Here is a 24,438-nt window from a genome sequence, read left to right as displayed (position 1 = left end):
ATTATTCCTTATTTACATAAAAATCAGGAATTAAAATTACCTTTTGACACATAAACTACTTTCTTAGTATCAAAAAATTCTTCATCAAAATAGTGTTTAAGATTGAATATTTCACATTTAAGTCCGGCCAGCTCTTCTGCAAGATCACCGCCTTTTAAATATAAAATTCCGTTATGTTTAGAATTAAACTGTTCTTTTTCAAATTTTCCTTTCAACCATCTTAAAAATTCAGGCATCTGGGTTACCGCTCTGCTGACTACAAAGTGGAATTTTTCTTTGAGTTTTTCTGCTCTTCCGTGGATAGCCGTTACATTCGTCAATCCTACCCCCTCTGCTACTGCCTGTACCACACTGATTTTCTTACCGATAGAATCAATCAGAGTAAATTCTGTCTCAGGAAACAGGATCGCCAGAGGAATTCCCGGAAAACCACCTCCGGTTCCGATATCCAAAACTTTTGTTCCCGGCGCAAATTCCATTACTTTCGCAATTCCCAAAGAGTGGAGAATATGCTTTTCATACAGCGACTCCATATCTTTTCTGGAAATTACATTGATTTTTTCATTCCATTCATTGTACAGGTTTTCCAATTGTGAAAACTGTTCTTTCTGTTTTTCAGTAAGATCCGGGAAATATTTTAATAGTAACGATGCAGACATGTGAATTATTATAAACCACAAAAATAAGTTTTATTTCTCTTGTATTCAAATCTACTTTTCCCGGCAGACCCTGATCCCCTGTTTTCAACAGAGAGCATTACTTCGCAATCCCCGGAATTACAGGTACGTTCAGGTTTCCGGACTGGCTGATGGTCTGTACGGCAAAAATATAATTGTCTTTGGAAAGCGGAACTTTAATGGAAAGTCCTGTTGTAAATATTTTTTTCTGCCATACCGGACTGTCCGTTTCCCGTACCAGCACATAATAACCTGCCGGAGTTCCTGATTTTGGCTTCTCCCAATGCAGGATTGTAGAATTGGTAAGTTCTTTAACGTCCATTTCCACTTTTTCTGGTTTTGAAGTAGATTTTGCAAGACTGGCAAGTACCGCGATATTGGCAGCCACATTCTTCCTCAGGTATTTAAAATCTATAAATTCCGGAAGATCGCCATATTGCTTATTATTTTCTACTCTTATATCCTGATGCTGATGATCATAATTTTCATAATACTCGGTTAATCTGACAGAAGGAAATCCGTTATTGACAAAGCTGGTATGATCTCCTCCACGCAAAAACCTGTCATTTCTGTAGATCAGCTTAATTTCAAGTCCTTTGATGTATTGTTCTGTAATTTCTTTGATATATCTTGCCAGCTGTCTGGATTCGCTGTCATTTTCAAAACCCAGATTTCTGATTGCCATTGCTTTTTTATCGAGATCTTCATACGGCAGACCTTCACTGAATACACGGAGGGTACGGGTATTGATTTCTCCTGTTTCTCCTGCTTTAGGATTACCAATCATATCATTGTTCAGGACAGCTTCCAACTGTAGATTTTCTCTCTTAATTTTTTCAGCCAATTGTTTGGATCCCAACAGTGATTGCTCTTCTCCGGAAAGCGCTACAAAGATAATGGAGGCCGGAAATGAAGATCTACTTAATATCCTTGCAGATTCAATAACAGCGCTTACTCCACTGCCATCATCATTGGCTCCCGGTGCTTTTGAAGTCCGGTTCATCACGTCTGTTACTCTTGAATCAAGATGTCCACCGATCAGGAAGATTCTTTTGTCATCAGGATCTGTACCTTTCAGAAAAGCAACGGCATTTCCAAGACTGACTGCTTGATCAATTCGTTTTCCATCCGGCTGAATATCTTCCTGCTGAAGGTAGACTTCCATTCTGCCACCGGAATTTTCAGCATAATCTTTGAATTTTTTAATAACCCAATTCCGTGCGGCACCTATTCCATGCTTTGGATCATCCACCGTGCTTAAGGTATGTCTGGTCTCAAAGCTTACCAACTTACCAATGTATGACTTCAATGAATCTTCACTCACCTGCGAGACATATTTCTTCACTTCATCATCTTTTGAATGTTTCTGAGAAAAGACAGTACAGGAAATCAGCAATAAAAAAACGGAATATTTCATAGAATAATGATCTTGATTGTTTAAAGATACAAAACCGTAAACTTCGGAAATACTTTTTATTTAATCTAAATTTTCACTTATCTTCATATTATTGATTTTTATTTGACCAAAACACGAGTCAAGTGTTTATCCCTGTCCAGGTAACATAATGATTCCAAACAGGAAAAATCTGTTCAAAACCTGACAAAAATCTTTTAAGTACCCCTACTTTTATTGCCCCCAGAAGACGTTTTTATTATATATTTGTTAAAATTCAAGAAATACAATGGATAAACTTTCAGATAGAGTAAAAAGACTAGGATACTCCCAGACATTTGTAATGTCAAACAAAGCCAGAGAAATGAAAGCCAACGGAATAGATGTGATCAGCTTAACTCTTGGCGAACCGGATTTCGATGTTCCGGACAATATCAAACAGGCTGCTTTCGATGCCATCAACCAAAACTACAGCCACTACTCTCCTGTTCCGGGATTTCTGGAACTGCGTGAGGCTATTGCTCATAAATTGAAAAGAGATAACAATCTGGAATACAAACCTACCCAGATCTGTGTTTCAAATGGTGCTAAACAAGCAATTATAAATGTTCTTGCCTCCATTATCAATGATGGTGATGAAGTTCTTCTTCCCGCTCCGTATTGGGTAAGCTATGATGAAATGGTAAAAATGATGGGCGGAACTTCCGTAATGCTTCCTACTTCTTATTTAACAGACTTTAAAGTAACAGCAGAGCAGCTTGAAGAGGCTATTACGGAGAAAACCAAAGCAGTACTTTTCAGTTCTCCATGTAACCCATCCGGTGGTTATTACACATATGACGAATTAAAATCTATCGCGAAAGTTATCGCTAAATACCCTCAGGTAACGATAATTTCTGATGAGATTTACGAGTATATCAATTACGAAACAAAAACAACTTCTATCGCACAGTTTCCTGAAGTATATGAACAGACCGCAGTGATCAACGGAATGTCAAAAGCATTTGCAATGACAGGATGGAGAATCGGTTATTCTGCTTGTCCGGAATGGCTGGCAAAAGCTTGTGAAAAAGTACAGGGACAGATGACCAGCGGAGCCAACACCATGGCACAGAGAGCTTCTATCACGGCATTGAAAACAGACCCTTCTGAATACAGATACATGATTGATGCCTTCAAAGAAAGAAGAGATCTGGTGTATGAACTGATCAAAGAAATCCCAGGATTCAAAGTATTGCTTCCTAAAGCAGCATTCTATTTCTTCCCGGATATTTCACACTATATCGGAAAAACCCTTAACGGAACTGAAATTAATAACTCTGATGACTTTGCCATGTTCCTTCTGGAAAATGCTCATGTAGGCTGTGTCGGCGGATTCTCTTTCGGAAGCCCGGAATGTATCAGATTCTCTTACGCTGCATCTGAGGAAGACTTAAGAGAAGCTATGAAGCGAATCAAAAATTTATTGGAACAATTCAACTAATAAAATTAATAACCCAAAATAAAGCACAACAGCAATGAATCTGTTAAAAAAACTAACCATCGCAACGAGTATTGCCGCTGCAAGTTTTGCAGGCCATGCTTTTGGCCAGGATTTCCAATGGAAAGAAGGAAATTCTAATGGCTATAAGTATAGATACGTTACCAACGACCCTACTTCCGCAAGGTATTACACCTTAAAAAACGGATTAACAGTTATTTTGAGTCCAACAAACAAGGACCCGAGAATTCAAACGTATATCGCCACAAAGGCAGGAAGCAAAACCGACCCTGCAGACCACACCGGTCTTGCCCATTATCTGGAGCATATGCTTTTCAAAGGAACCAATCAGTTCGGATCTAAAGACTGGGCGAAAGAAAAACCTCTTTTAGACCAGATTGACGCGCTTTACGAAAAGTACAACCAAACCAAAGATGAAGCTAAAAGAAAAGAAATCTACAAAGAGATTGACAAGGTTTCCGGAGAGGCTGCCAAATATGCAATTGCGAATGAATACGACAAAATGATGGCCGGTATGGGAGCTGACGGAACCAATGCCTTCACTTCCTTTGAACAAACCGTATACACAGAAGATGTACCAGCCAATGTTCTTGACAAATTTCTTGCGGTGCAGGCTGAAAGATTCAGAGAGCCTGTTTTGAGACTTTTCCATACAGAGCTTGAGGCGGTATATGAAGAAAAAAACAGATCTCTAGATGATGATGGAGATAAAGTTTTCGATACCATGTTTGCCAACCTTTTCCCTAACAACAATTACGGAAAGCAGACCACCATCGGAACGATTGAACATTTGAAAAACCCTTCTCTACACGCTATCAGAGAATATTACAATAATTATTACGTTCCCAACAATATGGGAATCATCATGTCCGGAGATTTTAACCCGGATGAAGTGATTGCAAAAATTGACAAGGCTTTCTCATATATGAAGCCTAAACCTATTCCTGAATATAAAGTTGGTCAGGAAAAACCCATTACAGCTCCAATTGTAAAAGAAGTTACAGGGCCTAATCCTGAAAATGTAATGCTTGGTTTCAGATTTCCGGGTGCTTCCACGAAAGATGCAAGAATGCTGAACCTTGTTGGAAACATGCTTACCAACGGGCAGGCAGGATTGATTGACCTTGATCTGGTAAAAAAACAAAAGTTACTGGGAGCATACGCAGGTTCTTATACCTTAAAAGATTATTCCGTATTACTTTTACAAGGGAAACCTACTGAAGGGCAATCTCTGGATGAAGTAAAAAACCTTCTTCTTCAGGAAATTGATAAATTAAGAAAAGGGGAATTTTCTGATGATCTTATTCAGTCTATCGTCAACAATGAAAAGAAAGGTATTATTCAGAAGGATGAAAAATATTCGTCAAGAGCAAGTATCCTGATGGATGAATTTACTTCAGACATTGACCACAAAGCATCACTTGAATATGTTGACGAAATTTCAAAACTTACGAAGAAAGATATCATGGATTTCGTATCCAAATATCTTCAGAACAACAACTACGTTGCGGTTTACAAAAGAAAAGGTGAAGATAAGAGCATTGTGAAAGTTGACAAACCAACCATCACTCCGGTGTCCGTTAACAGAGAAGACCAGTCTCCTTTCCTTAAGAAGATTGATGAAATGCCTGAAAGCCCTATCGCTCCGGTATGGTTAAATTATGATAAAGACATCGCTAAAAACAAATTGGCCGACGTAGACGTACTTTCTGTAAAAAATACAGACAATGCACTGTTCAGAATGTATTATCACTTTGATTCCGGAAAATGGAACAACAAAATACTTCCTATAGCCGCAGAATATCTTCAGTATTTAGGAACTAAGGACAAATCTTCAGAAGTTATCAGTAAAGAGTTTTACAAACTTGCTTCAAGCTTCAATGTAGGTGCCGGAAATGAAGAAACTTATGTATCGCTTGAAGGTTTAAATGAAAACTTCGATAAAACGATTTCTTTATTTGAAGATCTGATTAAAAACTGTCAGGCAGATCAGGCAGCTCTTGATGCTTACAAAACAAGACTGAAGAAAGCCAGAGCCAATGCGAAGCAAAATAAAGGAACCATCATGGCCGGACTGAGAAGTTATGCACAATATGGTGCACAGAATCCTTTCAACAATGTACTGAGCGATGCTGAACTTGACGCATTAAAAGCAGAAGATCTGATTAACGTTCTTCATGATTTGTTTAATTTCAAGCATAAAGTATTGTATTACGGTCCTAAAACAGGAAATGAAGTGGTAGCATCTCTAAAACCTGTTCACAAGCTTCCTGCAACCCTGAAAGACCTGCCTAAGTCTAAAACTTTCGCTCAGATCCCGACTGATAAAAACAAAGTATTGTTTGCTCATTATGATATGGTGCAGGCAGAAATTTTTTGGGTAAGAAATGCAGACCAATACAATCCTGCAACTACTCCTACCGTAAGCTTGTTTAACAACTACTTTGGAGGCGGAATGGGATCTATTGTTTTCCAGACGATCAGAGAATCTAAAGCACTGGCTTATTCTACGTACTCTTATTTTGCACTTCCAAGCAAGAAAACAGACAAGGATATGATTATGGCGTATGTAGGAACACAGGCTGATAAATTCAATGAGTCTACAACAGCAATGAATGAACTTTTAACAACTCTTCCAAAATCTGAACAGTTATTTGAAACTGCAAAAAGCGGATTGAAAAAATCAATTGCTTCTGAAAGAATCACTCAGGACGGAATCATCTTCTCCTATCTGAAATCTCAAAGACTTGGAAACAATTTTGACATGAGACAGAATGTCTATGAACAGGCACCAAAACTGTCTTTCACAGACATCAATACTTTCCACGATAAGGAAATGAAGAACAAAAACTACACATACTGCCTTGTCGCCTCTCAAGATAAAGTAAATGAGGCCGATATGCAGAAATTAGGTGAGGTAAAAAAACTTAATTTAACCGAAGTATTTGGTTACTAAAATAAACAAAAAGCCCTGTTGTCAGGGCTTTTTTATTTAACAACACGTCAAAAACAATTATAGATTTTATTTATCAATATTTGTTTGTTCGATAGATGAATCTTTCATATCTTTGCCATAGAAATTTAAATATAAAAACAGAAAATTATGTCTTTAGTAGGAAAAAAATTCCCCAATTTAACAATTGACGCAATGTCCGAAATGGGTGACGATTTAAGAATCAACATCCTTGATGAAGCAGTAAACAACCAGCAAAAAGTTCTTTTATTCTGGTACCCTAAAGATTTTACTTTCGTATGCCCTACTGAGCTTCACGCTTTCCAGGAGGCTTTAGGAGAGTTCGAAAAAAGAAACACTAAAGTAATTGGTGCATCTTGTGATACTAACGAAGTACACTTCGCATGGTTGAACACACCAAAAGATAACGGAGGTATTGAAGGAGTAACTTACCCGCTTTTAGCTGATACACACAGACAATTGGCAAACACATTGGGTATTGTTGACCAGGATTTTGAATACAATGAAGAAGGAGAAGAAGTTTTCACAGGTTCTAACGTAACTTACAGAGCAACTTACCTTATCGACGAAACTGGAAAAATCTTCCACGAAGCGGTAAACGATATGCCTCTGGGAAGAAACGTAAAAGAATTCTTAAGATTAATTGACGCTTACACACACGTTCAAAAACATGGTGAAGTATGTCCTGCAAACTGGGAAGAAGGAAAAGATGCAATGAAAGCTGACAGAACTTCTACAGCAGAATACTTAGCTAAGAACTAATATAATGTGTTAATTTGAAAATGAGATAATTTGAAAATTAATCTCAGGATAGTTAAAAATTATCTCATTTTCTTCTTTACAAAGCATTGACACATTTTCAAATTAATAAATTTTCAAATTACAATCATGTACACAGAATTAACCGAAGATACATTACAAAATATAGTTAACGACAACGAAAAAGTAGTTGTTCAATATGGCGCAACATGGTGCGGAAACTGCAGAATCATGAAGCCGAAATTCAAAAAACTGGCATCTGAAAATGATTCTATTCCATTTTTATATGTAGATGCTGAAAAGCTTCCTGAAAGCAGAAAATTAGCAAAAGTGGACAACTTACCTACTTTCGCGATCTTTAAAAACGGAGAATTGGTCAACCAGGTTCAATCTAACCAGGCAGAAAGTTTAATTAACCTTTTTAATGAATTAGCATAATGAAATTACCCGTAATCAGACAGTTTTATCAGAATCAGACTCTTGAAAACCTTGAAAAAACATTAGAGGTACTGGAAAGTTTTTGCGAATTCAGAGGAACAAGCGAAGAAGACTTAAATGTTGCAGGAGAATTGATCACCAATATTTGTGGAGCTCTGGAAGTTCACGCCAACGTACAAAACGGAATGAGTGAAAAAGATGCTTTAAACTCTTTTGCTCAGAAGGTTTTAGGATCAATCGACAAATAATATCTTTTGATTATTTAATTAAAAGATTGTAAAAAACACAAAATACAATACCTGAGGTTTTCCTCATTACTATACTTTTTCTATTCTTTAAGAATCTTTTTTTTGCATCAACAGTAAAACTTACTTACTTCAAAGGACCTTAACCAGTCTCATGAAGCTGCTGGTTGCATGAAAACTTTTAAAGAATATCCAATAAAATCCGGTGAAGTTTCATCTGGATTTTTTGGGTTTAAATTCCCAAAACCACAAATAACACAAATGTCTTACACAAATTTCACAAATAGAATAAAACCAATCAATTCATCAAAATTACATGCAATCATCTGTGCCAATCTGTGAAATCTGTGGTTATAAAAACAATTTTAAAATCAATATAATTTTGGCTAAAGCCATTGAAAAATATTCATTTAAAGTCAAACGGGCCCATTCCTATTGAATTCGTATTATTTGTGAAGCCATTAGTGACATTTATGTTTAATCTTAAAAACCACAAATAGCACAAATAGAAGAATGAGAAATTTATTCATCAAAAAATATGCGCAATCATCTGTGCCAATCTGTGAAATCCGTGGTTATAAAAACAATTTTAAAATCAATATAATTTTTGGCTAAAGCCATTGAGACATTACCCATAAGATAAGCGGGCTAAAGCCCGCTCCTATTGAATTCACCATAATGATCTAAGGTAAAATATCCCCTATTAAATTAGTGTTATTCGTGAAATCATTCGTGCCATTTGTGTTTAATCTTAAAAACCACTAATAACACAAGTATTTTTGCACTAATTTCACAAATAGAGAATGTGAAATTATTCTGTCAACACACAATCATCTGTGCCTATCTGTGAAATCTGTGGTTATAAAATAAATCCCAATCCTCTTCAATTGTGTAATCCGTGAAATCATTTGTACAATTTGTGTTAAAAAAAGAAATCCCGATGAAAAATCACCGGGACTATTATTTTAAAAGATAAAAAATCAATTAGTTTCTTCTGCTCATCAGAATGCTTAGAATATACCAGAAAAGAAGCATAATAGAAGCAAAAAGCTGCAATGCCGCACCCACATATTGGTTTGTCCCGTAGGAGTCTTTTAATTTACTTGTCTGATATAAAATAGTAGCCGAAGCTAAAATTACCATTCCTACTGAAAACCATAATCCAAGGTTAAAACCAAAGATCATTCCTCCTGCAATCAGTCCGATGGAGATAAACCCACCGATTACAATGATATTTCTCAGAAAAGAAAAATCTCTTTTAGAAGTAAACGCCACTGCGGAAATACCTGCAAACATCGCAATCGTTAAAGTAGCAGCCTGGAAGATTACATTGGAACCGCCTGCCATATTGGTTGCAATAAAAAGCAGAGGCATAAAAATAATCGCTTCCAAAAGAATGTAAAATCCTAATCCCAGATACTGAGTAGACTTACTTTGTGAAAGTGACCATTTAGAAGCCAAAACAGAAGCTAACCAGAAAACGCCAATGATTAGTAACCAAATATATTTCTGAGCAAACATCATGAAAATAATTTCTTTCGGAACCGTTTTCAATAATATCGTTTCAACTCCAATAAATGCAAGAATAGATAAAGCAACATGCAAATAGGTCTTCTTGTAAAAAGCCGCCTTCTCCACATCAGAAGAATGAGCAACTAAAACGTCTGTCATCATAGTTAATATTTTTTAGTTAATCGAAAATAAATTTTATCTATTTCGCAGGCAATACACCCAGAATTTTTCCGTCATCCTCAAATACAGCCGTAATAGCCTCTTTGGATGATGATTCCCCTGTATATTTATACTTAATACTTGGATGATTAATACCATCCATCGTTTTGTAATATCCTGCTTTTAAGATTTCAAGCTTTTTATTGGGATCAATGCCATCTTTTACTTTCTTAAGAACATCATCCGTTACAATTTCCTTTACCTTCTCAGAAAGTAATCCATCAATTGCCTTACGGTCAGAAGCCTGTAAAGCCTCAACAAACTTAAGAAAGTTATCATTATACAGACTTACTTTCTCCTTACTTATAGCAGCCGGCTGCTCTTTCTTCTGGCCACCCTCAACCTTTACACCTGCTACTTTCTGAGCAAACATCAGCTGTGCACCCACGAGAGCAATTCCCAGCAATAATTTTTTCATAGTATTCATTTTGTTATCTGGTGAAATAAGTGATGGAAGATACGAAAATCAGACCAGTTCTAAAAATTTCATTGTATCTACATTATCTGCATAAGTATCAAGTCCTGGATTTTGTGCTTCTCCAAAAGGAATAGCATTCAATCCCAACTCTTCTTTAGACACCACACACTGGATATTTTCTTCGTTTTCAGCAATAAATGTTTTTACGTCATCCAAAGAGTCATATCTGCTGAAATTGATTACAGAAAGCGGACTGAAAAGTTTATCATCTTCTTTCAGCATCACAAAATTATTATCCCAGAATTTATCTTGATTTAAAAGATAAACTGCCCTGTTATAGTCATAATTATTGGCATATTTATTATGATTGATGATATCCTGGAATCCGATGAAGCTCTCAAACAGCCTGTCAATAACGAAGTCCTGTGGAATAAAAATTCTCGTCACATTACGGCATCCAAGCCCAAAATACTGGAAAATATCTTTTGCCAGCAGCTGTAGTTCCGTTTCCGTTTCATCACCTTTCAATACGGCAACAGAAGTTCTGTTTTTACGGATAATGCTTAAATGATTCTTAAAATAATATTCCAGGTATCTGGCTGTATTATTGCTTCCTGTAGCGATTACAGCATCAAAATTTTCTAATCTTTCTACAAACTCAAACACTACATTTCCGTCAGAAAACTCATTCCATTTTTTTAATAAAAACGGAACCATGTATTTATCTTTTGAAGACAGTTTAATAACAGGAATGTGATTGCTCAACACCACAGACATCACATCATGAAAGCCCACCAAAGGAATATTTCCGGCTAAAATAAGTCCAACTCTTTTTGATACTTTAGAGGTTGAATAATTTCCCAGCCACTTTTTGATGTTTTCTTCAGTCAAAAGACCTGCCCATTGCTGTAAAGCAAATTTCTGATTATCAATAGTAAACCATGGATTTTCTATTTCAGACCTTTTCAATAATAATTCAAAATCTGCATCATCCTCATTGTGATCTTCCGGTTTCTTCGCTAAAAACGCTTTTATATAGTCACTTAATTTAATAAGTCCTAAAACTTGATTTTCGGTATTCATAATTACTTTAAAATTGGGGAATATTTTGTAATTTTGTGCAAATTTAAAAAAAATTAGCGATGGCTATTAAAATAACTGATGAATGCATTAATTGTGGGGCTTGTGAACCAGAATGTCCCAACAATGCAATATATGAAGGAGCTGTAGATTGGAAAGCTTCTGACGGTACGGCTCTTCAAGGTACGATTACAATGCCGTCCGGACTTACTGTAGATGCAGATGCACCACAGGAACCTGTAAGTGATGATGTATATTTCATTGTAACAGATAAATGTACAGAATGTAAAGGATTCCATGAAGAACCTCAGTGTGCGGCGGTATGCCCTGTAGACTGTTGCGTTCCTGACGAGGATCACGTAGAATCTGAAGAATCTCTTCTTAATAAAAAAGCATTCTTACACGGCGAATAAAAAAATTCCGTCTCATCATCTGTGAGGCGGTTTTTTTGTCCAAAAACCCAATGTAACCAAAAATAAAGCTGAAGGATTATACAATCCGGAAGCAAACCAAAAAATAAAAAATATGAACAAAAAGCACAACTTCAGCGCAGGGCCATGTATTTTGCCACAGGAGGTATTTGAAAAATCAGCACAGGCTATTCTGGACTTTAACGGTATAGGATTGTCTCTTCTTGAAATTTCTCACAGAAGTAAGGATTTCGTAGCTGTAATGGACGAAGCGCGTGCAATTGTAAAAAGACTAATGAATCTTGGTGATGATTATGAAGTCCTTTATTTAGGAGGAGGTGCCAGCCTGCAATTTGCAATGGTTCCTTACAACCTGATGAAAGTAGGTGGAAAAGCAGCTTACATGGATACAGGAACATGGGCAGCCGGAGCCATCAAAGAAGCAAAAAAAGTAGGAACGGTAGATGTGGTAGGTTCTTCAAAAGAAGAAAATTACTCTTTTATCCCTAAAGATTATACGGTTGGTTCAGAATACGATTATTTCCACTGTACTTCGAACAACACTATTTATGGAACTCAGATGAAATCTTTCCCTGAAGTGGATACGCTGGTGGTTTGTGATATGAGTTCTGATATTTTCTCAAGACAGCTGGACTTTTCCAAATTTGATTTGATCTATGCCGGTGCTCAGAAAAATATGGGACCTGCAGGAGTTACTTTAGTGGTGATCAAAAAAGAAATTCTTGGAAAAACAGGAAGAGAAAATATGTTTTCGATTCTTGATTATTCTCAGCACATCGCTAAAGAATCAATGTACAATACGCCGCCGGTATTTCCTGTGTATGCTTCTTTGCTTACCCTTCAGTATCTTGAAAAAAACGGAGGAATTGCAGCTGCAGAACAAAGAAATGAAGCTAAAGCAAAGCTTTTATATGATGAAATCGACAGCAATCCCCTATTTGAAACTTTCTGCGTAAAAGAAGACCGTTCACTGATGAATGTTTCTTTCAAAATCACAGACGAAAGCAAAAAAGAAGAATTTGACAATGCATGGAAAGCGGCAGGTATCAGTGGATTGAACGGACACAGAAGCCTTGGCGGTTACAGAGCAAGTTTATACAACGCCTTACCTATTGAAAGCGTACAGGTTTTGGTGGATGTAATGAAATCAATCAAATAATAAAGTATTAAAAATTCAAAGATTGAAAGAGTGAAAAGCAGTTAATTTAAATTTATTAATTTGCACCTCAGTTTTAAAATTTTGAAATATTACATTTTTCAATCTTTAAATCAAATAATTCATGAAAGTTTTAGCAAACGATGGAATCTCAAAAGCAGGAGAAAACGCTTTAAAAGAAGCTGGAATTGAAATCCTGGACAATAGAGTCGCTCAGGATCACGTTATTAATTTTATCAACGATAATAATGTGGACGTCCTTCTTGTAAGAAGTGTGACGAAAGTGAGACAGGAACTGATTGATGCATGTCCCGGCCTTAAAATCATTGGAAGAGGCGGTATCGGGATGGACAACATTGATGTGGAATATGCCAGAAGCAAAGGTATTAAAGTAATCAATACCCCTACAGCATCTTCAAAATCAGTGGCAGAATTAGTTTTCGGACATTTCATTTCACTGGCAAGATTCCTTCACGAATCCAACAGACTGATGCCTTTGGAAGGAGATACTCATTTCAGTGCTATGAAAAAGTCATTCAGCAATGCCTATGAACTTTCAGGGAAAACATTAGGAGTAATTGGCTTTGGAAGTATTGGCCAGGAAGTTATTAAAATAGGAATTGCTTTAGGAATGAAAGTAACCGTTCTGACAAGAAGCCCAAAAACGGAAGTTCTTACCCTGAACTTCTTCAACGGACAGTCTGTCGACTTTGAAATCACTTCCACCAATGATATGGATGCATTCCTGAAAGATGCGGACTTCATCAGTATCAATACGCCGAAAACGAATGAATATATTATAGATACCCCTCAGTTTGAAAAAATGAAAGACGGAGTCTATATTGTAAATACTGCAAGAGGAGGTGTCATCAATGAAGTGACACTAATCGATTTTATTGAATCAGGAAAAATAGCCGGAGCAGCATTGGATGTTTTTGAAAATGAGCCAAGCCCCGAACTTCCTTTACTGATGAACCCTGCATTATCTCTTTCTCCGCACGTTGGCGGAAATACAGTGGATGCGCAGGAAAAAATCGGTATCGAACTTGCTGAACAAATTATTAAGCTACAAAAAGAAACTATAAGATAAATATGCCTGTTTTTAAACCTTTCCGTGGAATAAGACCTCATAGAGACTTTGAGAGTACTTTCCCTACGCATCCACTGGATAATTTTACCCAGGAAGAGATTGCAGAGAAAGCTCAAGTTGAAAATACTTACATCAATATGATTAAGCCCTATGTTGTAAGTAAATCTAAAGATATTGACCGGAATCTGCGAAAGATCCGTTCTACATTTGAAGAACTTCTGGACGAGAAGAAATTGGTCCAGGATAATTCAGCTTACTATCTTTATGAGCAGATCTACCCCAACAAACAGGTGTTCAGAGGACTTCTGGGATTAGCGAGTATTGAAGATTTCTGGAATGGAAAAATCAAAAGACATGAAAGTACCATTCCTCAGAAAAAAGAAAAACTAGCTCATTACCTTGAAAAAGTAAATCTGCAGGCAGAACCCGTACTCCTTACCTATCCGGCCAACTCAAAAATTGAGCTGCTGATGAATCATGAGGAGAAAAACGTTCCTATCTTCAACCATGTAGATACTATCGGTATCAGACATAAAATCTGGAGAATAGACAACCGTCTGAAACTACAGCAGTTTAAAGAAGTAATAGATCAGATTGATTCATTTTATATTGCTGACGGGCACCATAGAATTGGTTCTACAGCAATAAATGCAAAATATCATAAGGAGAAAAACAAAAAACATAACGGTACAGAACTTTACAACTTTGTATACAGTTTTATTGTTTCCAATCAGTCGATTAAAATTCATGATTATAACAGAATCTTACATGATTTGAATGGCATTTCTCCCGAAGATTTCCTGAAGGAACTTGAAAAATACTTCCTTATTCATGAAAAAGGAGAAACCTCCTACTACCCTTCTCAAAAATTCCACATTTCAATGTATATGGATGGGAAGTTCTACTCTCTTCACGTGAAGCATGATCTTCGTTCCAAAGAGATGTCTCTTGATAACCTGGATCACCACCTTATTGACAAGTATATTTTCAAAAATATCCTAAAAATTGAAGATCCGGACAGCTCTGAACTTATCTCTTATGTAAAAGGAACTTCAAACATCAACGGAATAAATCTTTTAAAAGAGAAGGTAGACAGCGGTGAAGGCAAAGTTGGTTTCGGAATTTATCCTGTAAGTTTTAATGATATGATTAAAATTTCGGATTTAAAATTAAGTATGCCTCCAAAATGTACATTTATTGAACCAAAATTGATTACAGCCCTGGTAATGTACGATATGAAACCTTAATAAATTCCTATTTTTTCCCTACTTTTATCAGAGGAAAAAGAAAGGTAAATAAAAAATGAAAAAAATATTCATTATACTTCCACTCTTTTTGAGTGGATTTTTATTTTCTCAAAAAAAGCCACAAAAAAATCCGGCAAAAAAAACAACGCTTGCCAAATTCAATTATCATGATGAGTTCAGAAAAATTTCAGATGAAATCATGACCAATGGTAAGGCTTATGACAATCTTGGAGAACTTACGAAAGGAATCGGATCACGTTTCAGTGCAAGTCCCGGTTATACAAAAGCCGTAGAATGGGCAGAAAAAAAGTTCAAGGAAATTGGTATTGACATGATCTGGAGACAGGAAGCCAAAGCACCTGTCTGGATCAGAGGAAAAGAATCTTTACAAATAAAAGCAGGAAATGGAGACTGGAAAAATATCAGAATGCTTTCTTTCGGAAACTCTGAAGGAACAGGAGGAAAAGACCTTACAGGTGAAATTGTCTTGATTAATTCCACTTCAGAGCTTAATGCCATGTCCATAGGACAGTTAAAAGACAAGATCGTTTTCGTGAACGTTCCTATGGATCCGAAAATCATCAATACAAGTGACTCCTATTTACAGACTGCAAAATCAAAATTAATTTCCGCTTCTATCATTGCCAAAACAGGCGCAAAAGGATTAATTATAAGATCACTTACAACCGCCAATGATGATACTCCTCATGCTAAAATGATTTATTATGAACCGGATGATAAAATTAAAATTCCTGCTTTATCCATTGGAGTAAGATCTGCAGATGAACTGGAAAAAACATTGAAAAAACAAAAGGTCATGGCCAAAATCAATATGACTGCTGAATCAAAAGGAGACACTACAAATCCTAACATTATTGCTGAAATTCAAGGTAAGAAAGATTCTAAAGTCATTCTTCTAGGCGCTCAGCTTGATTCGTGGGATTTTGGCGAAGGTGCTATTGATGATGGAACCGGTGTTGTACAATGTATCGAAGTTTTAAGAACACTGAAAGCGCTTGGATACGAAAATAACCATACCATCCGGGTAGTCCTGTACGCCAATAGTGAAAACGGAGGCCAGGGCCGCGAGATGTATGCCGCTTTTGTAAAAAAGAGAGATGAAAAACATGTTTTTGCTTTAGGAACAGATGCAGGAGGTTATTCTCCACGAGGATTTTCTCTGGATATGTCACCTCAGAGAAGACGATTGATTTATCCATGGAAAGAATATTTTCTTCCTTATGGCGTTTATGATTTCGACCAAACTGAGGCAATTCAGGATATTTCTCCTTTAAAAAAGCTTGATATTCCCTTAGCAGAGCTGGTAGTTGATACCCAAAGGTATTTCGATTACCACCATTCCGAACAGGATACTTTTGACAAAGTGAATAAAAGAGAATTGCTTCTCGGAGCAGTAGCCATCACACAAATGATTTTTATGGTTGATAAAAACTGGTAATATGAAAAAGATAGCAGGAGCTTCATTATTGCTTTTTGGAATGGCTGTTTTTGGTCAGGCTAAAGAAGATTCGATCCAGTTCAGAAAAATTTCCACAGAAATTCTGAACAATGGCAAAGGATACAATGAACTGAGAGAGCTCACCAAAACGATAGGCAACCGTTTAAGCGGTTCTGAAGCGTATGAGAAATCAGTACAATGGGCTGCACAGAAACTCCGGGATGCCGGAGCTGATAAAGTATGGCTTCAGGATGTCATGATCCCGGTATGGGTAAGAGGAAAAGAATCTCTGCACATCCAGACTTCAAACGGAAAATGGAAAAGTATTAAAATGCTTTCCCTTGGAAATTCTGAAGGAACAGGAGGAAAAGATGTTTCAGGAGAAATTATTATGGTAAAATCGCTTGAAGAATATGATCAACTTCCCGCAGAAAAGGTGAAAGATAAGATTGTATTTTTCAACTATCCTTTTAATCAGGAAAATGTACAGACTTTCATTTCTTACCGCGATGCCAGTGCTTACAGACGAACCACCGCTTCATTAACGGCTAAAAAAGGAGGTAAATTTGCCATCATCCGGTCACTTTCTTCCGCTCTTGACGATGTTCCTCACACAGGCAATATGCGCTATGATGAAAACATTTCAAAAATACCAGCCATTACCATCGGAAATACTTCTGCTGATGAACTGGAAACGCTGTTGAAAAAACAGAAAGTGACAGCAAAGCTCAATTCCAACTGTGGAATGAAAGGTGAAAAGCTTTCCCATTCTGTAATCGGGGAAATTACCGGTAAAAAAGACCAGAGCGTTATTGTTGTCGGCGGTCACCTTGATTCCTGGGATGTAGGTGAAGGCGCTCATGATGACGGAGCCGGAATTGTACAAAGTATCGAGGTCTTGAGAACATTTAAAGAATTAGGGATACAGAACAACCATACTATCCGCGCCGTCTGCTTTGCCAACGAAGAAAATGGAACGAAAGGCGGAAAACAATATGGCAAAATTGCTAAAGAAAACAACGAAAAACATCTTTTTGCTATAGAAACAGACGCCGGAGGTTTCTCACCACGGGGGATTTCCCTCGAAATGGATGACTCTCAAAGAAATCAGATCAAAAGCTGGGTCAACCTGTTTTTACCTTATGGGGTTTATAATTTCGAAGGGAAATATTCCGGATCAGATATTGCTCCGCTCCATGAGATGGGAGTTCCCACAGCTGAACTGGTTCCTGATCCGCAGCGTTATTTTGATATTCACCACACCGAAGAAGATACTTTTGAAAAAGTCAACCGAAGAGAACTGCTGCTTGGTTCAGCGGTAATGACACAACTTATTTATATGATTGATAAAAATTGGTAAAACAATGAAAAAGATACTTGGAACTTCATTATTACTTGTTGGAATGGCTGCTTTTGGCCAGTCTAAAGAAGATTCTATCCAGTTCAGAAAAATTTCTACAGAAATCCTGAACAATGGAAAAGGATATACAGAGCTGAGAGAGCTTACAAAAAACATAGGTCACCGTTTAAGCGGATCTGAAGCCTATGAAAAATCTGTCAAATGGGCAGAACAAAAACTCCGTGATGCCGGAGCTGATAAAGTATGGCTTCAGGAAGTCATGATCCCGGTATGGGAAAGAGGAAAAGAGTCCCTGCACATCCAGGCTGCTAACGGAAAATGGAAGAGTCTTAAGATGCTTTCCCTTGGAAATTCTGAAGGAACAGGAGGAAAAGATGTTTCGGGAGAAATTATTATGGTAAAATCTATGGAAGAATACGACAAACTTCCGGCTGAAAAGGTGAAAGATAAAATTGTATTCTTCAATTACCCTTTCAGCCAGTCATTTGTCGAGACTTTCAAAGCCTATGGTGATGCTGCAAAATACAGAACTACTGCAGCTTCTTTAACGGCTAAAAAAGGAGGTAAGTTTGCCATCGTCAGATCACTTTCTTCCGCTTTTGATGATGTACCTCACACAGGAGCCATGCGCTACGAAGATAAAGTCTCCAAAATACCGGCCGTAGCTATCGGAAGCACAACAGCAGATGAACTGGAAGCTTTACTGAAAAGCCAGAAAATCAGCGCTAAACTTAATTCCAACTGCGGTATGAAAGGCGAAAAGCTTTCCCATTCTGTAATCGGGGAAATTACCGGTAAAAAAGACCAGAGCGTTATTGTTGTCGGCGGACACCTTGATTCCTGGGATGTAGGTGAAGGCGCTCATGACGACGGAGCCGGAATTGTTCAGAGTATAGAGGTTTTGCGAACTTTTAAAAAGATGGGAATACAAAATAACCATATCATCAGAGTAGTTTGCTTTGCCAATGAAGAAAACGGAGTAAAAGGCGGAATTCAATACGGTAAAACGGTAAAAGAGAAGAATGAAAAACATCTTTTTGCGATAGAAACGGATGCCGGAGGTTTTGCACCAAGAGGAATTGCCCTGGATATGGATAATGTCAAAAGAAATCAGATCAAAGGCTGGTCAAACCTATTCCTTCCTTACGGAGTGTATAATTTTGAAGAGCGGTTTTCCGGAACAGACCTCTACCCGCTTCATGACATGGGAATTCCTGCCGCTGAATTGATGCCGGATTCTCAGCGTTATTTCGACATTCACCATACAGAAGAAGATACTTTTGAAAAGGTGAACCGAAGAGAGCTTCTACTAGGAGCTACAGCTTTGACACAGATTATTTATATGATTGATAAAAACTGGTAACAAATATAAAAACCGTCTTTAGAGACGGTTTTGTTTTTATAGACTTTTTATTATTTCAATAGAAACGTTATTATCCTGAGCATAGATGAAGGGGACTCGTTTATCTTGTATGATTATCTTCCGATGGCTTTAACCAAAACTTATAGTGATTATTTTTTTATAACCGCAGATTTCACGGATTAGCACAGATGATTACGTATGTTTCTTTTGTGTTCTCCTATTTGTAAAATTTGTGCGAAAATATTTGTGGGTTTATTAGATTAAACACAAATGGCACTAATGATTCACGAATGACACGAATTCAATAGGAACGTTATTATCCTGAGCGTAGATGAAGGAAGTCCCGTTTATCTTGTATGATTATCTTCCGATGTCTTTAACCAAAACTTATAGTGATTATATTTTTTATAACCGCAGATTTCACGGATTGGCACAGATGATTACGTATGTTTTCTTTTGTGTTCTTCTATTTGTGAGATTTGTGCGAAAATATTTGTGGTTTATTAGATTTAAACACAAATGGCACTAATGATTTCACGAATGACACGAATTCAATAGTAACGTTATTATCCTGAGCTTAGTCGAAGGAGCCTGTTAATCCGTTATAGAAACCTTCCAAAGGCTCCAGACAAAACTTATGTCGATTTTATAACCATGGATTTCACAGATTCACACAGATGATTGTACCCGTGTTTTGATCAATTGATTGCTACTATTCTATTTGTGAAATTTGTGCAAAATATTTGTGGCATTTGTGGTTTTTAAGATTAGTGATGCTATCTTTAAACTTTCCCGATGCACGTTCTAAGTAATTTTAAAGTATTTTAAATATATAAAAATAATTGCACCGTAATATTTTCTTTGTTTCAAGCAACTTAACCTTAAAGATAGAAAATTTTTCTTTGTTTAAGGAAATAATAGATAAAAACAAGCTTCCATACAGCGCTCATCAGTCTCATGAAACCAAGTGTTAATCGACAAAATCATGTTTTGGCATAATATTGGCATGTAAGATATTGAGAAAAAATTAAAAAAACACTAAGGATGAGAAAAAAGGTTTTCTGTGGATTTTCAGTTTTTCCACTGATTCAAATTCATATCTAGTATATGAATCCTTTTTTTTCTACGATGCCGTACCAGATACGGGTTCGTGATTAATTAACCCCCGTTAGTTTTTCACAGCAATTTTGCACCCCGTATCTCACTGGTATCATCAATAACCAGAATCATTTATTGATTCAAAAAAAAACAAAAATATCCCGGACTTTTAGCCCGGTATTACGATATAAATAATTGGCAAAGTCATCACGAACCTTAGCCCAGTAAAGGAATTTATTCTTTTTACCGCGATGAGTACGCCTTTATTTTTTAATTAATTGTATAACCCTTAAAATGTTAGTAATGATGAGAGATTTTTTTGAAATGATTTTTAAGAGAAATGAAGATGCTGCAAAGTTGAATATATGGAGCCTATTGCTGGTACTAAGTTTTGCTGCATTTTCTGTATTGGTATACGCCTTAAAACCAAGCTTTAACAGCTTAATTATATATCTGACGGCATTTGCCGCTTATATCGGCTTCGGCCTTGTATTCATCAGTTCTTTAGCCGGAACAGGTATGAAGAAAAGATATTAAAATATAACTTTCAATTAATTTTTACTGAAAAAACCGTCCTGTTTGGGGCGGTTTTTTTATTTGTATAGTTTTAAGTTATACTTTTATTAAAACTCATAAAACTTATTTTATAATTAATGATCCTTATAAATACAATCTTTTCAACAAAAAAGCCACCCCCTCCGGAGCAGCTCGCGATAACAAAGTTATCTTAACATCGTAAAAACTTATTCTTTAAAGAGATCCTTCATCATTTCATCAAGGATCTTTTTGGTTTCTTCTTCAATCATGTGTCCGGATTTCTCAACCATCTTTTCTCGGAAAGGTTCACAACAGGCTTTTATTCCGAAGCCTTCATCTGTTTTAATCAATTCCGGATGCAGACCGTGTTCTTCACAGATTTCTGACTCAATTTCTTTTTTTATGAGGTCGTAATTCAGATCAAACATATTTTTATTTTGTTTCTTATAAGTGTCGGGTAAAGATAGAAGTAATTGATCTTTGCCGAAATCCGTATTTATACGGTATTTTATATAAACAAAAAACCGTCCCTTCCGGAACGGTTTTCATATCTTAAAAAGATTCAATTATTTTACTTTTACAAGCTCAACATCGAAAACTAACCAAGAGTTTGGCGGGATCACTCCTCCTGCTCCTCTTTCTCCGTAAGCCATTGCCGGCGGAATCAATAATGTAGCAGTTTCACCTTCTTTCAATAACAGGATACCTTCATCCCATCCTTTGATTACTCTTCCCATTCCGATTGGAATTTCGATCGGTTCATTTCTTTTGAATGAAGAATCAAACTCAGTTCCGTCTACTAATTTACCTGCATAGTGTACAGATACATTATCACCCGCTTTTGGAGCTTTACCGTCAGCTGTTTTTGTGATTTTATAGTAAAGACCTGATTCAGTTTTTTGCATACCAGCTTTTAGGTTTTCAACTAATTTCTCCTGGTTAGCTTTGAATTCTTCTTCTCTTTTCTTCTTTTCAGCTTCTTCTTTAGCTAAAAAAGCCTTATTGTTTTCTGCGATCTTTGCTTTTCCTTCGCTGAAAGTTTTAGCTGCATCGTAGTGCTTGTACTCATCACCCTTACTGAAAACAGAAACTTTCTCTAAAACGATATCTGTTTTAGGTTTATCCTGAGCTCCTTTTTCAACGTTAGCAATAGCATCAATTACGTCGTTACCTTTTACTACTTTTCCGAAGATGGTGTGTTTTCCATCTAACCAAGGTGTAGCAACTTCAGTAATGAAAAACTGAGAACCGTTTGTATTAGGTCCTGAGTTCGCCATAGAAAGAATACCTTTTCCTGTATGTTTAAGGTCGTTTCTTTCGTCCTCGAATTTATATCCAGGATCACCTGCTCCAGTTCCCTTAGGATCTCCACCCTGGATCATGAAATCTTTGATTACTCTGTGGAAAATAGTTCCGTCATAATAAGGAACTCCCTTAGCCTTAGCTTTGTTGTCGATTTTCCCTTCTGCAAGACCAATAAAGTTGGCTACAGTTACTGGTGCTTTCTTGTCTTCAAACTTTACAATCAAATTACCTTTTGTGGTTTGAAGATTGGCATAAAGCCCGTCATTAAGACCTTCGTAAGTTTCTTTGTCTACGTTCATTTTTTTATAAATTGGGGTACAACTCATCAGCGAGATACTTGCCGCTGCCAGAATTATATTCTTGTTAAACAATTTCATGTATTATAGAGCTTTTAATTTTATGATTAATGGAATGTCGTTATCTATTTTCTTTTCGTCTCCAAAAGTTCCGTAAGCCAAAGAAGACGGCACCAAAAGCGTTACTTCCTCTCCATCCTGTATAAAACGCAAAGCGTTTTCCACTGCCCTCAGTTCATCAAAGTGCCCGAATCTGGCATCTCTTCTTTCAAAAGACTGGTCGTAGATTTTAGTCTGATCAAAATCATACAGATCATAAGAATAAGAAATCAAAGTTTCATCTTTTCTTCTTTCTCTCTGATCATAGCCTTCCGCCGTTACCCAGTAATTAAGCTGCGTAGGATAGAATTTCACAGACTGGCCATTGATCCAATCCTGAATCTGGCCTCTTTCTATGGTATTCAGATTTTTCATCCTGTTTTTAGAAACATCCAGATCTTTTTGGCTTAAAACACCGCCTACCGGAGGATGGGCCGTCTGTGTATTTCTGTTGCAGCTCAACAGGCTTATGGCTGATATGAAGAGTATTTTTTTCATAAACTTTTGCGAAAATACACATTTCGCGAATCAATTACAAAACTTGACCCAGAAATATGTGAATGTAAAAATGTATCAATCTATTAATAAAACAAGGCAACTGGTTGAATCCCCGAATTAAAAGCCATTCATACATTTTACGACTACATAAATACAAAAAAGCCGGGAAAACCCCGACTTTTATATAGTTTATTTAAAAATATTAAACTGTTTCCAAAGCGTGATCTACCACAACTCTCCATCCGAAAGGATCTTCAGAAAGATTAGTCTGCAGGTCTACCAAGTCTTTCTTAAGAATAGCGGCGAAGCTTTCTTCGTCAGATAATCTTGGAAGCTCAAGTTTTTCACCTTCATATCCTAAAGCCTGGAACTGAGTGGTTACTACTGCTGTACCTACTCCCCACACTTCTTTAAGAGAACCGTTCTTCAACGCTTCAATAACTGTTTTCACAGGAATTGGTTCTACTTTCACTTCGATTCCTCTTTTCTTAGCTAACTGAATGAAGCTGTCTCTTGTTACTCCATCAAGGATTTTCTCAGACGTTGGAGGTGTATAGATGGTATCGTTGATTCTTACAAATACGTTCATTGTACCACTTTCTTCGAAATATTCGTGAGTAGCATCATCCGTCCAGATGATTTGCTCATATCCTTCTTCGATCGCCAATTGCGTAGGATAGAAAGAAGCAGCGTAGTTACCTGCAGCTTTTGCAGAACCTACTCCTCCGTTTGCAGCTCTTGAATAGTGGTCAGAGATTTTTACAGATACCGGCTCAGAATAATAGCTCTTCGCTGGTGTTGCAACAATAGCAAACATATATTTATTAGATACTCTTGCTTTCAAAGCTTCCTCCGTAGCAAAAATCAATGGTCTGATATAAAGAGACATTCCTTCCCCCTGTGGAATCCACTCTCTATCCATATCTACCAACGCTTTTAATCCGTCTAAAAACATTTCTTCAGTTACCTCAGGCATAGCAAGACGCTTTGCCGACTTATTGATACGTTCAAAATTCTTTTCAGGCCTGAAAAGGAAAACCTGCCCGTCTTTGTCTTTATAGGCTTTCATACCTTCAAAACAAGCTTGTCCATAGTTTACTCCCATCATGGCAGGTGTAAATGGAATCGGACCGTAAGGAACTAATTTTACATCACCCCATTTCCCATCTTCATACTCACATATAATCATATGATCTATGAAAGTACCACCAAATGAAAAATCGTTAGGGTCAAATGTAGAAATTCTGGAGTTTTCAGTTTTTTGAATTATCATTTTTTAAAAT

General features: G+C 36.8%; 22 protein-coding genes. 13 read left to right on the top strand and 9 right to left on the bottom strand.

Features of this window, described 5'->3' with window-relative positions:
• Positions 1–23: 23 nt before the first annotated feature.
• Positions 24–659, bottom strand: coding sequence for a 16S rRNA (guanine(527)-N(7))-methyltransferase RsmG (rsmG, locus tag FN817_RS02380; protein WP_142716552.1), 636 nt, complete (start codon positions 657–659; stop codon positions 24–26).
• A gap of 97 nt (positions 660–756) precedes the next feature.
• Positions 757–2,094: a M28 family metallopeptidase gene (locus FN817_RS02375; protein WP_142716551.1), complete on the bottom strand. Its 1,338-nt coding sequence runs from the start codon at positions 2,092–2,094 to the stop codon at positions 757–759.
• A gap of 265 nt (positions 2,095–2,359) precedes the next feature.
• Here FN817_RS02375 and FN817_RS02370 point away from each other — a divergent pair, with 265 nt between their 5' ends.
• The 5 genes from FN817_RS02370 (at position 2,360) to FN817_RS02350 (ending at position 7,990) form a co-directional block, all read left to right on the top strand.
• The gene (locus FN817_RS02370; RefSeq protein WP_142716550.1) at positions 2,360–3,553 is read left to right on the top strand and encodes a pyridoxal phosphate-dependent aminotransferase; all 1,194 of its coding nucleotides are present in this window, start codon (positions 2,360–2,362) and stop codon (positions 3,551–3,553) included.
• Between the two features lie 34 nt (positions 3,554–3,587).
• A complete protein-coding gene (locus FN817_RS02365; RefSeq protein ID WP_142716549.1) occupies positions 3,588–6,527 on the top strand; it encodes a M16 family metallopeptidase in 2,940 nt (979 codons plus the stop codon).
• 147 nt (positions 6,528–6,674) lie between these two features.
• On the top strand, positions 6,675–7,307 hold the full coding sequence (locus FN817_RS02360; RefSeq protein ID WP_047098363.1) for a peroxiredoxin: 633 nt from the start codon (positions 6,675–6,677) through the stop codon (positions 7,305–7,307).
• Between the two features lie 126 nt (positions 7,308–7,433).
• Positions 7,434–7,742, top strand: coding sequence for a thioredoxin family protein (locus FN817_RS02355; RefSeq protein ID WP_034698499.1), 309 nt, complete (start codon positions 7,434–7,436; stop codon positions 7,740–7,742).
• Complete coding sequence (locus FN817_RS02350) at positions 7,742–7,990, top strand: DUF6952 family protein (protein WP_142716548.1); 249 nt, start codon at positions 7,742–7,744, stop codon at positions 7,988–7,990. The genes FN817_RS02355 and FN817_RS02350 overlap by 1 nt, the downstream gene beginning before the upstream one ends.
• Positions 7,991–8,971: 981 nt before the next feature.
• Here FN817_RS02350 and FN817_RS02345 read toward each other — a convergent pair.
• From FN817_RS02345 to FN817_RS02335, 3 genes are read right to left on the bottom strand one after another with little or no spacing between them, the layout of a single operon-like run.
• Positions 8,972–9,661 carry a Bax inhibitor-1/YccA family protein gene (locus tag FN817_RS02345; RefSeq protein ID WP_142716547.1) on the bottom strand — a complete coding sequence of 230 codons (690 nt, stop codon included), beginning with the start codon at positions 9,659–9,661 and terminating at the stop codon, positions 8,972–8,974.
• Between the two features lie 37 nt (positions 9,662–9,698).
• Positions 9,699–10,136 (bottom strand): peptidylprolyl isomerase, encoded by a 438-nt coding sequence (locus FN817_RS02340; RefSeq protein WP_228451446.1) that lies wholly within the window; start codon positions 10,134–10,136, stop codon positions 9,699–9,701.
• Between the two features lie 48 nt (positions 10,137–10,184).
• Positions 10,185–11,219: an acyl-CoA reductase gene (locus FN817_RS02335; RefSeq protein ID WP_142716545.1), complete on the bottom strand. Its 1,035-nt coding sequence runs from the start codon at positions 11,217–11,219 to the stop codon at positions 10,185–10,187.
• A gap of 59 nt (positions 11,220–11,278) precedes the next feature.
• Here FN817_RS02335 and FN817_RS02330 point away from each other — a divergent pair, with 59 nt between their 5' ends.
• The 8 genes from FN817_RS02330 (at position 11,279) to FN817_RS02295 (ending at position 20,957) form a co-directional block, all read left to right on the top strand.
• Positions 11,279–11,629 (top strand): 4Fe-4S binding protein, encoded by a 351-nt coding sequence (locus tag FN817_RS02330; protein WP_047375361.1) that lies wholly within the window; start codon positions 11,279–11,281, stop codon positions 11,627–11,629.
• 112 nt (positions 11,630–11,741) lie between these two features.
• On the top strand, positions 11,742–12,806 hold the full coding sequence (serC, locus tag FN817_RS02325) for a 3-phosphoserine/phosphohydroxythreonine transaminase (protein ID WP_142716544.1): 1,065 nt from the start codon (positions 11,742–11,744) through the stop codon (positions 12,804–12,806).
• 121 nt (positions 12,807–12,927) lie between these two features.
• Positions 12,928–13,893, top strand: coding sequence for a D-2-hydroxyacid dehydrogenase (locus FN817_RS02320; RefSeq protein WP_142716543.1), 966 nt, complete (start codon positions 12,928–12,930; stop codon positions 13,891–13,893).
• 2 nt (positions 13,894–13,895) lie between these two features.
• Positions 13,896–15,140 carry a DUF1015 domain-containing protein gene (locus tag FN817_RS02315; RefSeq protein WP_142716542.1) on the top strand — a complete coding sequence of 415 codons (1,245 nt, stop codon included), beginning with the start codon at positions 13,896–13,898 and terminating at the stop codon, positions 15,138–15,140.
• Positions 15,141–15,195: 55 nt separating this feature from the next.
• Positions 15,196–16,599: a M28 family peptidase gene (locus FN817_RS02310; protein ID WP_142716541.1), complete on the top strand. Its 1,404-nt coding sequence runs from the start codon at positions 15,196–15,198 to the stop codon at positions 16,597–16,599.
• Position 16,600: 1 nt separating this feature from the next.
• Complete coding sequence (locus FN817_RS02305) at positions 16,601–17,959, top strand: M28 family peptidase (RefSeq protein WP_142716540.1); 1,359 nt, start codon at positions 16,601–16,603, stop codon at positions 17,957–17,959.
• A gap of 4 nt (positions 17,960–17,963) precedes the next feature.
• A complete protein-coding gene (locus tag FN817_RS02300) occupies positions 17,964–19,322 on the top strand; it encodes a M28 family peptidase (RefSeq protein ID WP_142716539.1) in 1,359 nt (452 codons plus the stop codon).
• Between the two features lie 1,401 nt (positions 19,323–20,723).
• The gene (locus FN817_RS02295; protein ID WP_142716538.1) at positions 20,724–20,957 is read left to right on the top strand and encodes a hypothetical protein; all 234 of its coding nucleotides are present in this window, start codon (positions 20,724–20,726) and stop codon (positions 20,955–20,957) included.
• Between the two features lie 206 nt (positions 20,958–21,163).
• On the opposite strand, the gene FN817_RS02290 is transcribed toward FN817_RS02295, so the two are convergent.
• The 4 genes from FN817_RS02290 to FN817_RS02275 form a co-directional block, all read right to left on the bottom strand.
• Positions 21,164–21,385: a hypothetical protein gene (locus FN817_RS02290; RefSeq protein WP_142716537.1), complete on the bottom strand. Its 222-nt coding sequence runs from the start codon at positions 21,383–21,385 to the stop codon at positions 21,164–21,166.
• 138 nt (positions 21,386–21,523) lie between these two features.
• Entirely contained in the window at positions 21,524–22,561 is a 1,038-nt protein-coding gene (locus FN817_RS02285) for a peptidylprolyl isomerase (RefSeq protein WP_228451484.1), read from the bottom strand.
• Between the two features lie 81 nt (positions 22,562–22,642).
• Entirely contained in the window at positions 22,643–23,155 is a 513-nt protein-coding gene (locus tag FN817_RS02280; RefSeq protein ID WP_047422671.1) for an FKBP-type peptidyl-prolyl cis-trans isomerase, read from the bottom strand.
• Between the two features lie 202 nt (positions 23,156–23,357).
• A complete protein-coding gene (locus FN817_RS02275) occupies positions 23,358–24,428 on the bottom strand; it encodes a branched-chain amino acid aminotransferase (protein WP_142716536.1) in 1,071 nt (356 codons plus the stop codon).
• Positions 24,429–24,438: the final 10 nt, after the last annotated feature.

Origin of the sequence: Chryseobacterium rhizoplanae, from assembly GCF_900182655.1 — a bacterium.
GTDB classification, from domain to species: domain Bacteria; phylum Bacteroidota; class Bacteroidia; order Flavobacteriales; family Weeksellaceae; genus Chryseobacterium; species Chryseobacterium rhizoplanae.
This window is presented reverse-complemented; position numbering and strand designations above follow the sequence as displayed.

Excerpts from the sequence above, each read along its gene's own strand:
- rsmG (WP_142716552.1), bottom strand. The coding sequence starts at position 659 with ATGTCTGCATCGTTACTATTAAAATATTTCCCGGATCTTACTGAAAAA.
- FN817_RS02375 (WP_142716551.1), bottom strand. The coding sequence starts at position 2,094 with ATGAAATATTCCGTTTTTTTATTGCTGATTTCCTGTACTGTCTTTTCT.
- FN817_RS02370 (WP_142716550.1), top strand. The coding sequence starts at position 2,360 with ATGGATAAACTTTCAGATAGAGTAAAAAGACTAGGATACTCCCAGACA.
- FN817_RS02365 (WP_142716549.1), top strand. The coding sequence starts at position 3,588 with ATGAATCTGTTAAAAAAACTAACCATCGCAACGAGTATTGCCGCTGCA.
- FN817_RS02360 (WP_047098363.1), top strand. The coding sequence starts at position 6,675 with ATGTCTTTAGTAGGAAAAAAATTCCCCAATTTAACAATTGACGCAATG.
- FN817_RS02355 (WP_034698499.1), top strand. The coding sequence starts at position 7,434 with ATGTACACAGAATTAACCGAAGATACATTACAAAATATAGTTAACGAC.
- FN817_RS02350 (WP_142716548.1), top strand. The coding sequence starts at position 7,742 with ATGAAATTACCCGTAATCAGACAGTTTTATCAGAATCAGACTCTTGAA.
- FN817_RS02345 (WP_142716547.1), bottom strand. The coding sequence starts at position 9,661 with ATGATGACAGACGTTTTAGTTGCTCATTCTTCTGATGTGGAGAAGGCG.
- FN817_RS02340 (WP_228451446.1), bottom strand. The coding sequence starts at position 10,136 with ATGAAAAAATTATTGCTGGGAATTGCTCTCGTGGGTGCACAGCTGATG.
- FN817_RS02335 (WP_142716545.1), bottom strand. The coding sequence starts at position 11,219 with ATGAATACCGAAAATCAAGTTTTAGGACTTATTAAATTAAGTGACTAT.
- FN817_RS02330 (WP_047375361.1), top strand. The coding sequence starts at position 11,279 with ATGGCTATTAAAATAACTGATGAATGCATTAATTGTGGGGCTTGTGAA.
- serC (WP_142716544.1), top strand. The coding sequence starts at position 11,742 with ATGAACAAAAAGCACAACTTCAGCGCAGGGCCATGTATTTTGCCACAG.
- FN817_RS02320 (WP_142716543.1), top strand. The coding sequence starts at position 12,928 with ATGAAAGTTTTAGCAAACGATGGAATCTCAAAAGCAGGAGAAAACGCT.
- FN817_RS02315 (WP_142716542.1), top strand. The coding sequence starts at position 13,896 with ATGCCTGTTTTTAAACCTTTCCGTGGAATAAGACCTCATAGAGACTTT.
- FN817_RS02310 (WP_142716541.1), top strand. The coding sequence starts at position 15,196 with ATGAAAAAAATATTCATTATACTTCCACTCTTTTTGAGTGGATTTTTA.
- FN817_RS02305 (WP_142716540.1), top strand. The coding sequence starts at position 16,601 with ATGAAAAAGATAGCAGGAGCTTCATTATTGCTTTTTGGAATGGCTGTT.
- FN817_RS02300 (WP_142716539.1), top strand. The coding sequence starts at position 17,964 with ATGAAAAAGATACTTGGAACTTCATTATTACTTGTTGGAATGGCTGCT.
- FN817_RS02295 (WP_142716538.1), top strand. The coding sequence starts at position 20,724 with ATGATGAGAGATTTTTTTGAAATGATTTTTAAGAGAAATGAAGATGCT.
- FN817_RS02290 (WP_142716537.1), bottom strand. The coding sequence starts at position 21,385 with ATGTTTGATCTGAATTACGACCTCATAAAAAAAGAAATTGAGTCAGAA.
- FN817_RS02285 (WP_228451484.1), bottom strand. The coding sequence starts at position 22,561 with ATGAACGTAGACAAAGAAACTTACGAAGGTCTTAATGACGGGCTTTAT.
- FN817_RS02280 (WP_047422671.1), bottom strand. The coding sequence starts at position 23,155 with ATGAAAAAAATACTCTTCATATCAGCCATAAGCCTGTTGAGCTGCAAC.
- FN817_RS02275 (WP_142716536.1), bottom strand. The coding sequence starts at position 24,428 with ATGATAATTCAAAAAACTGAAAACTCCAGAATTTCTACATTTGACCCT.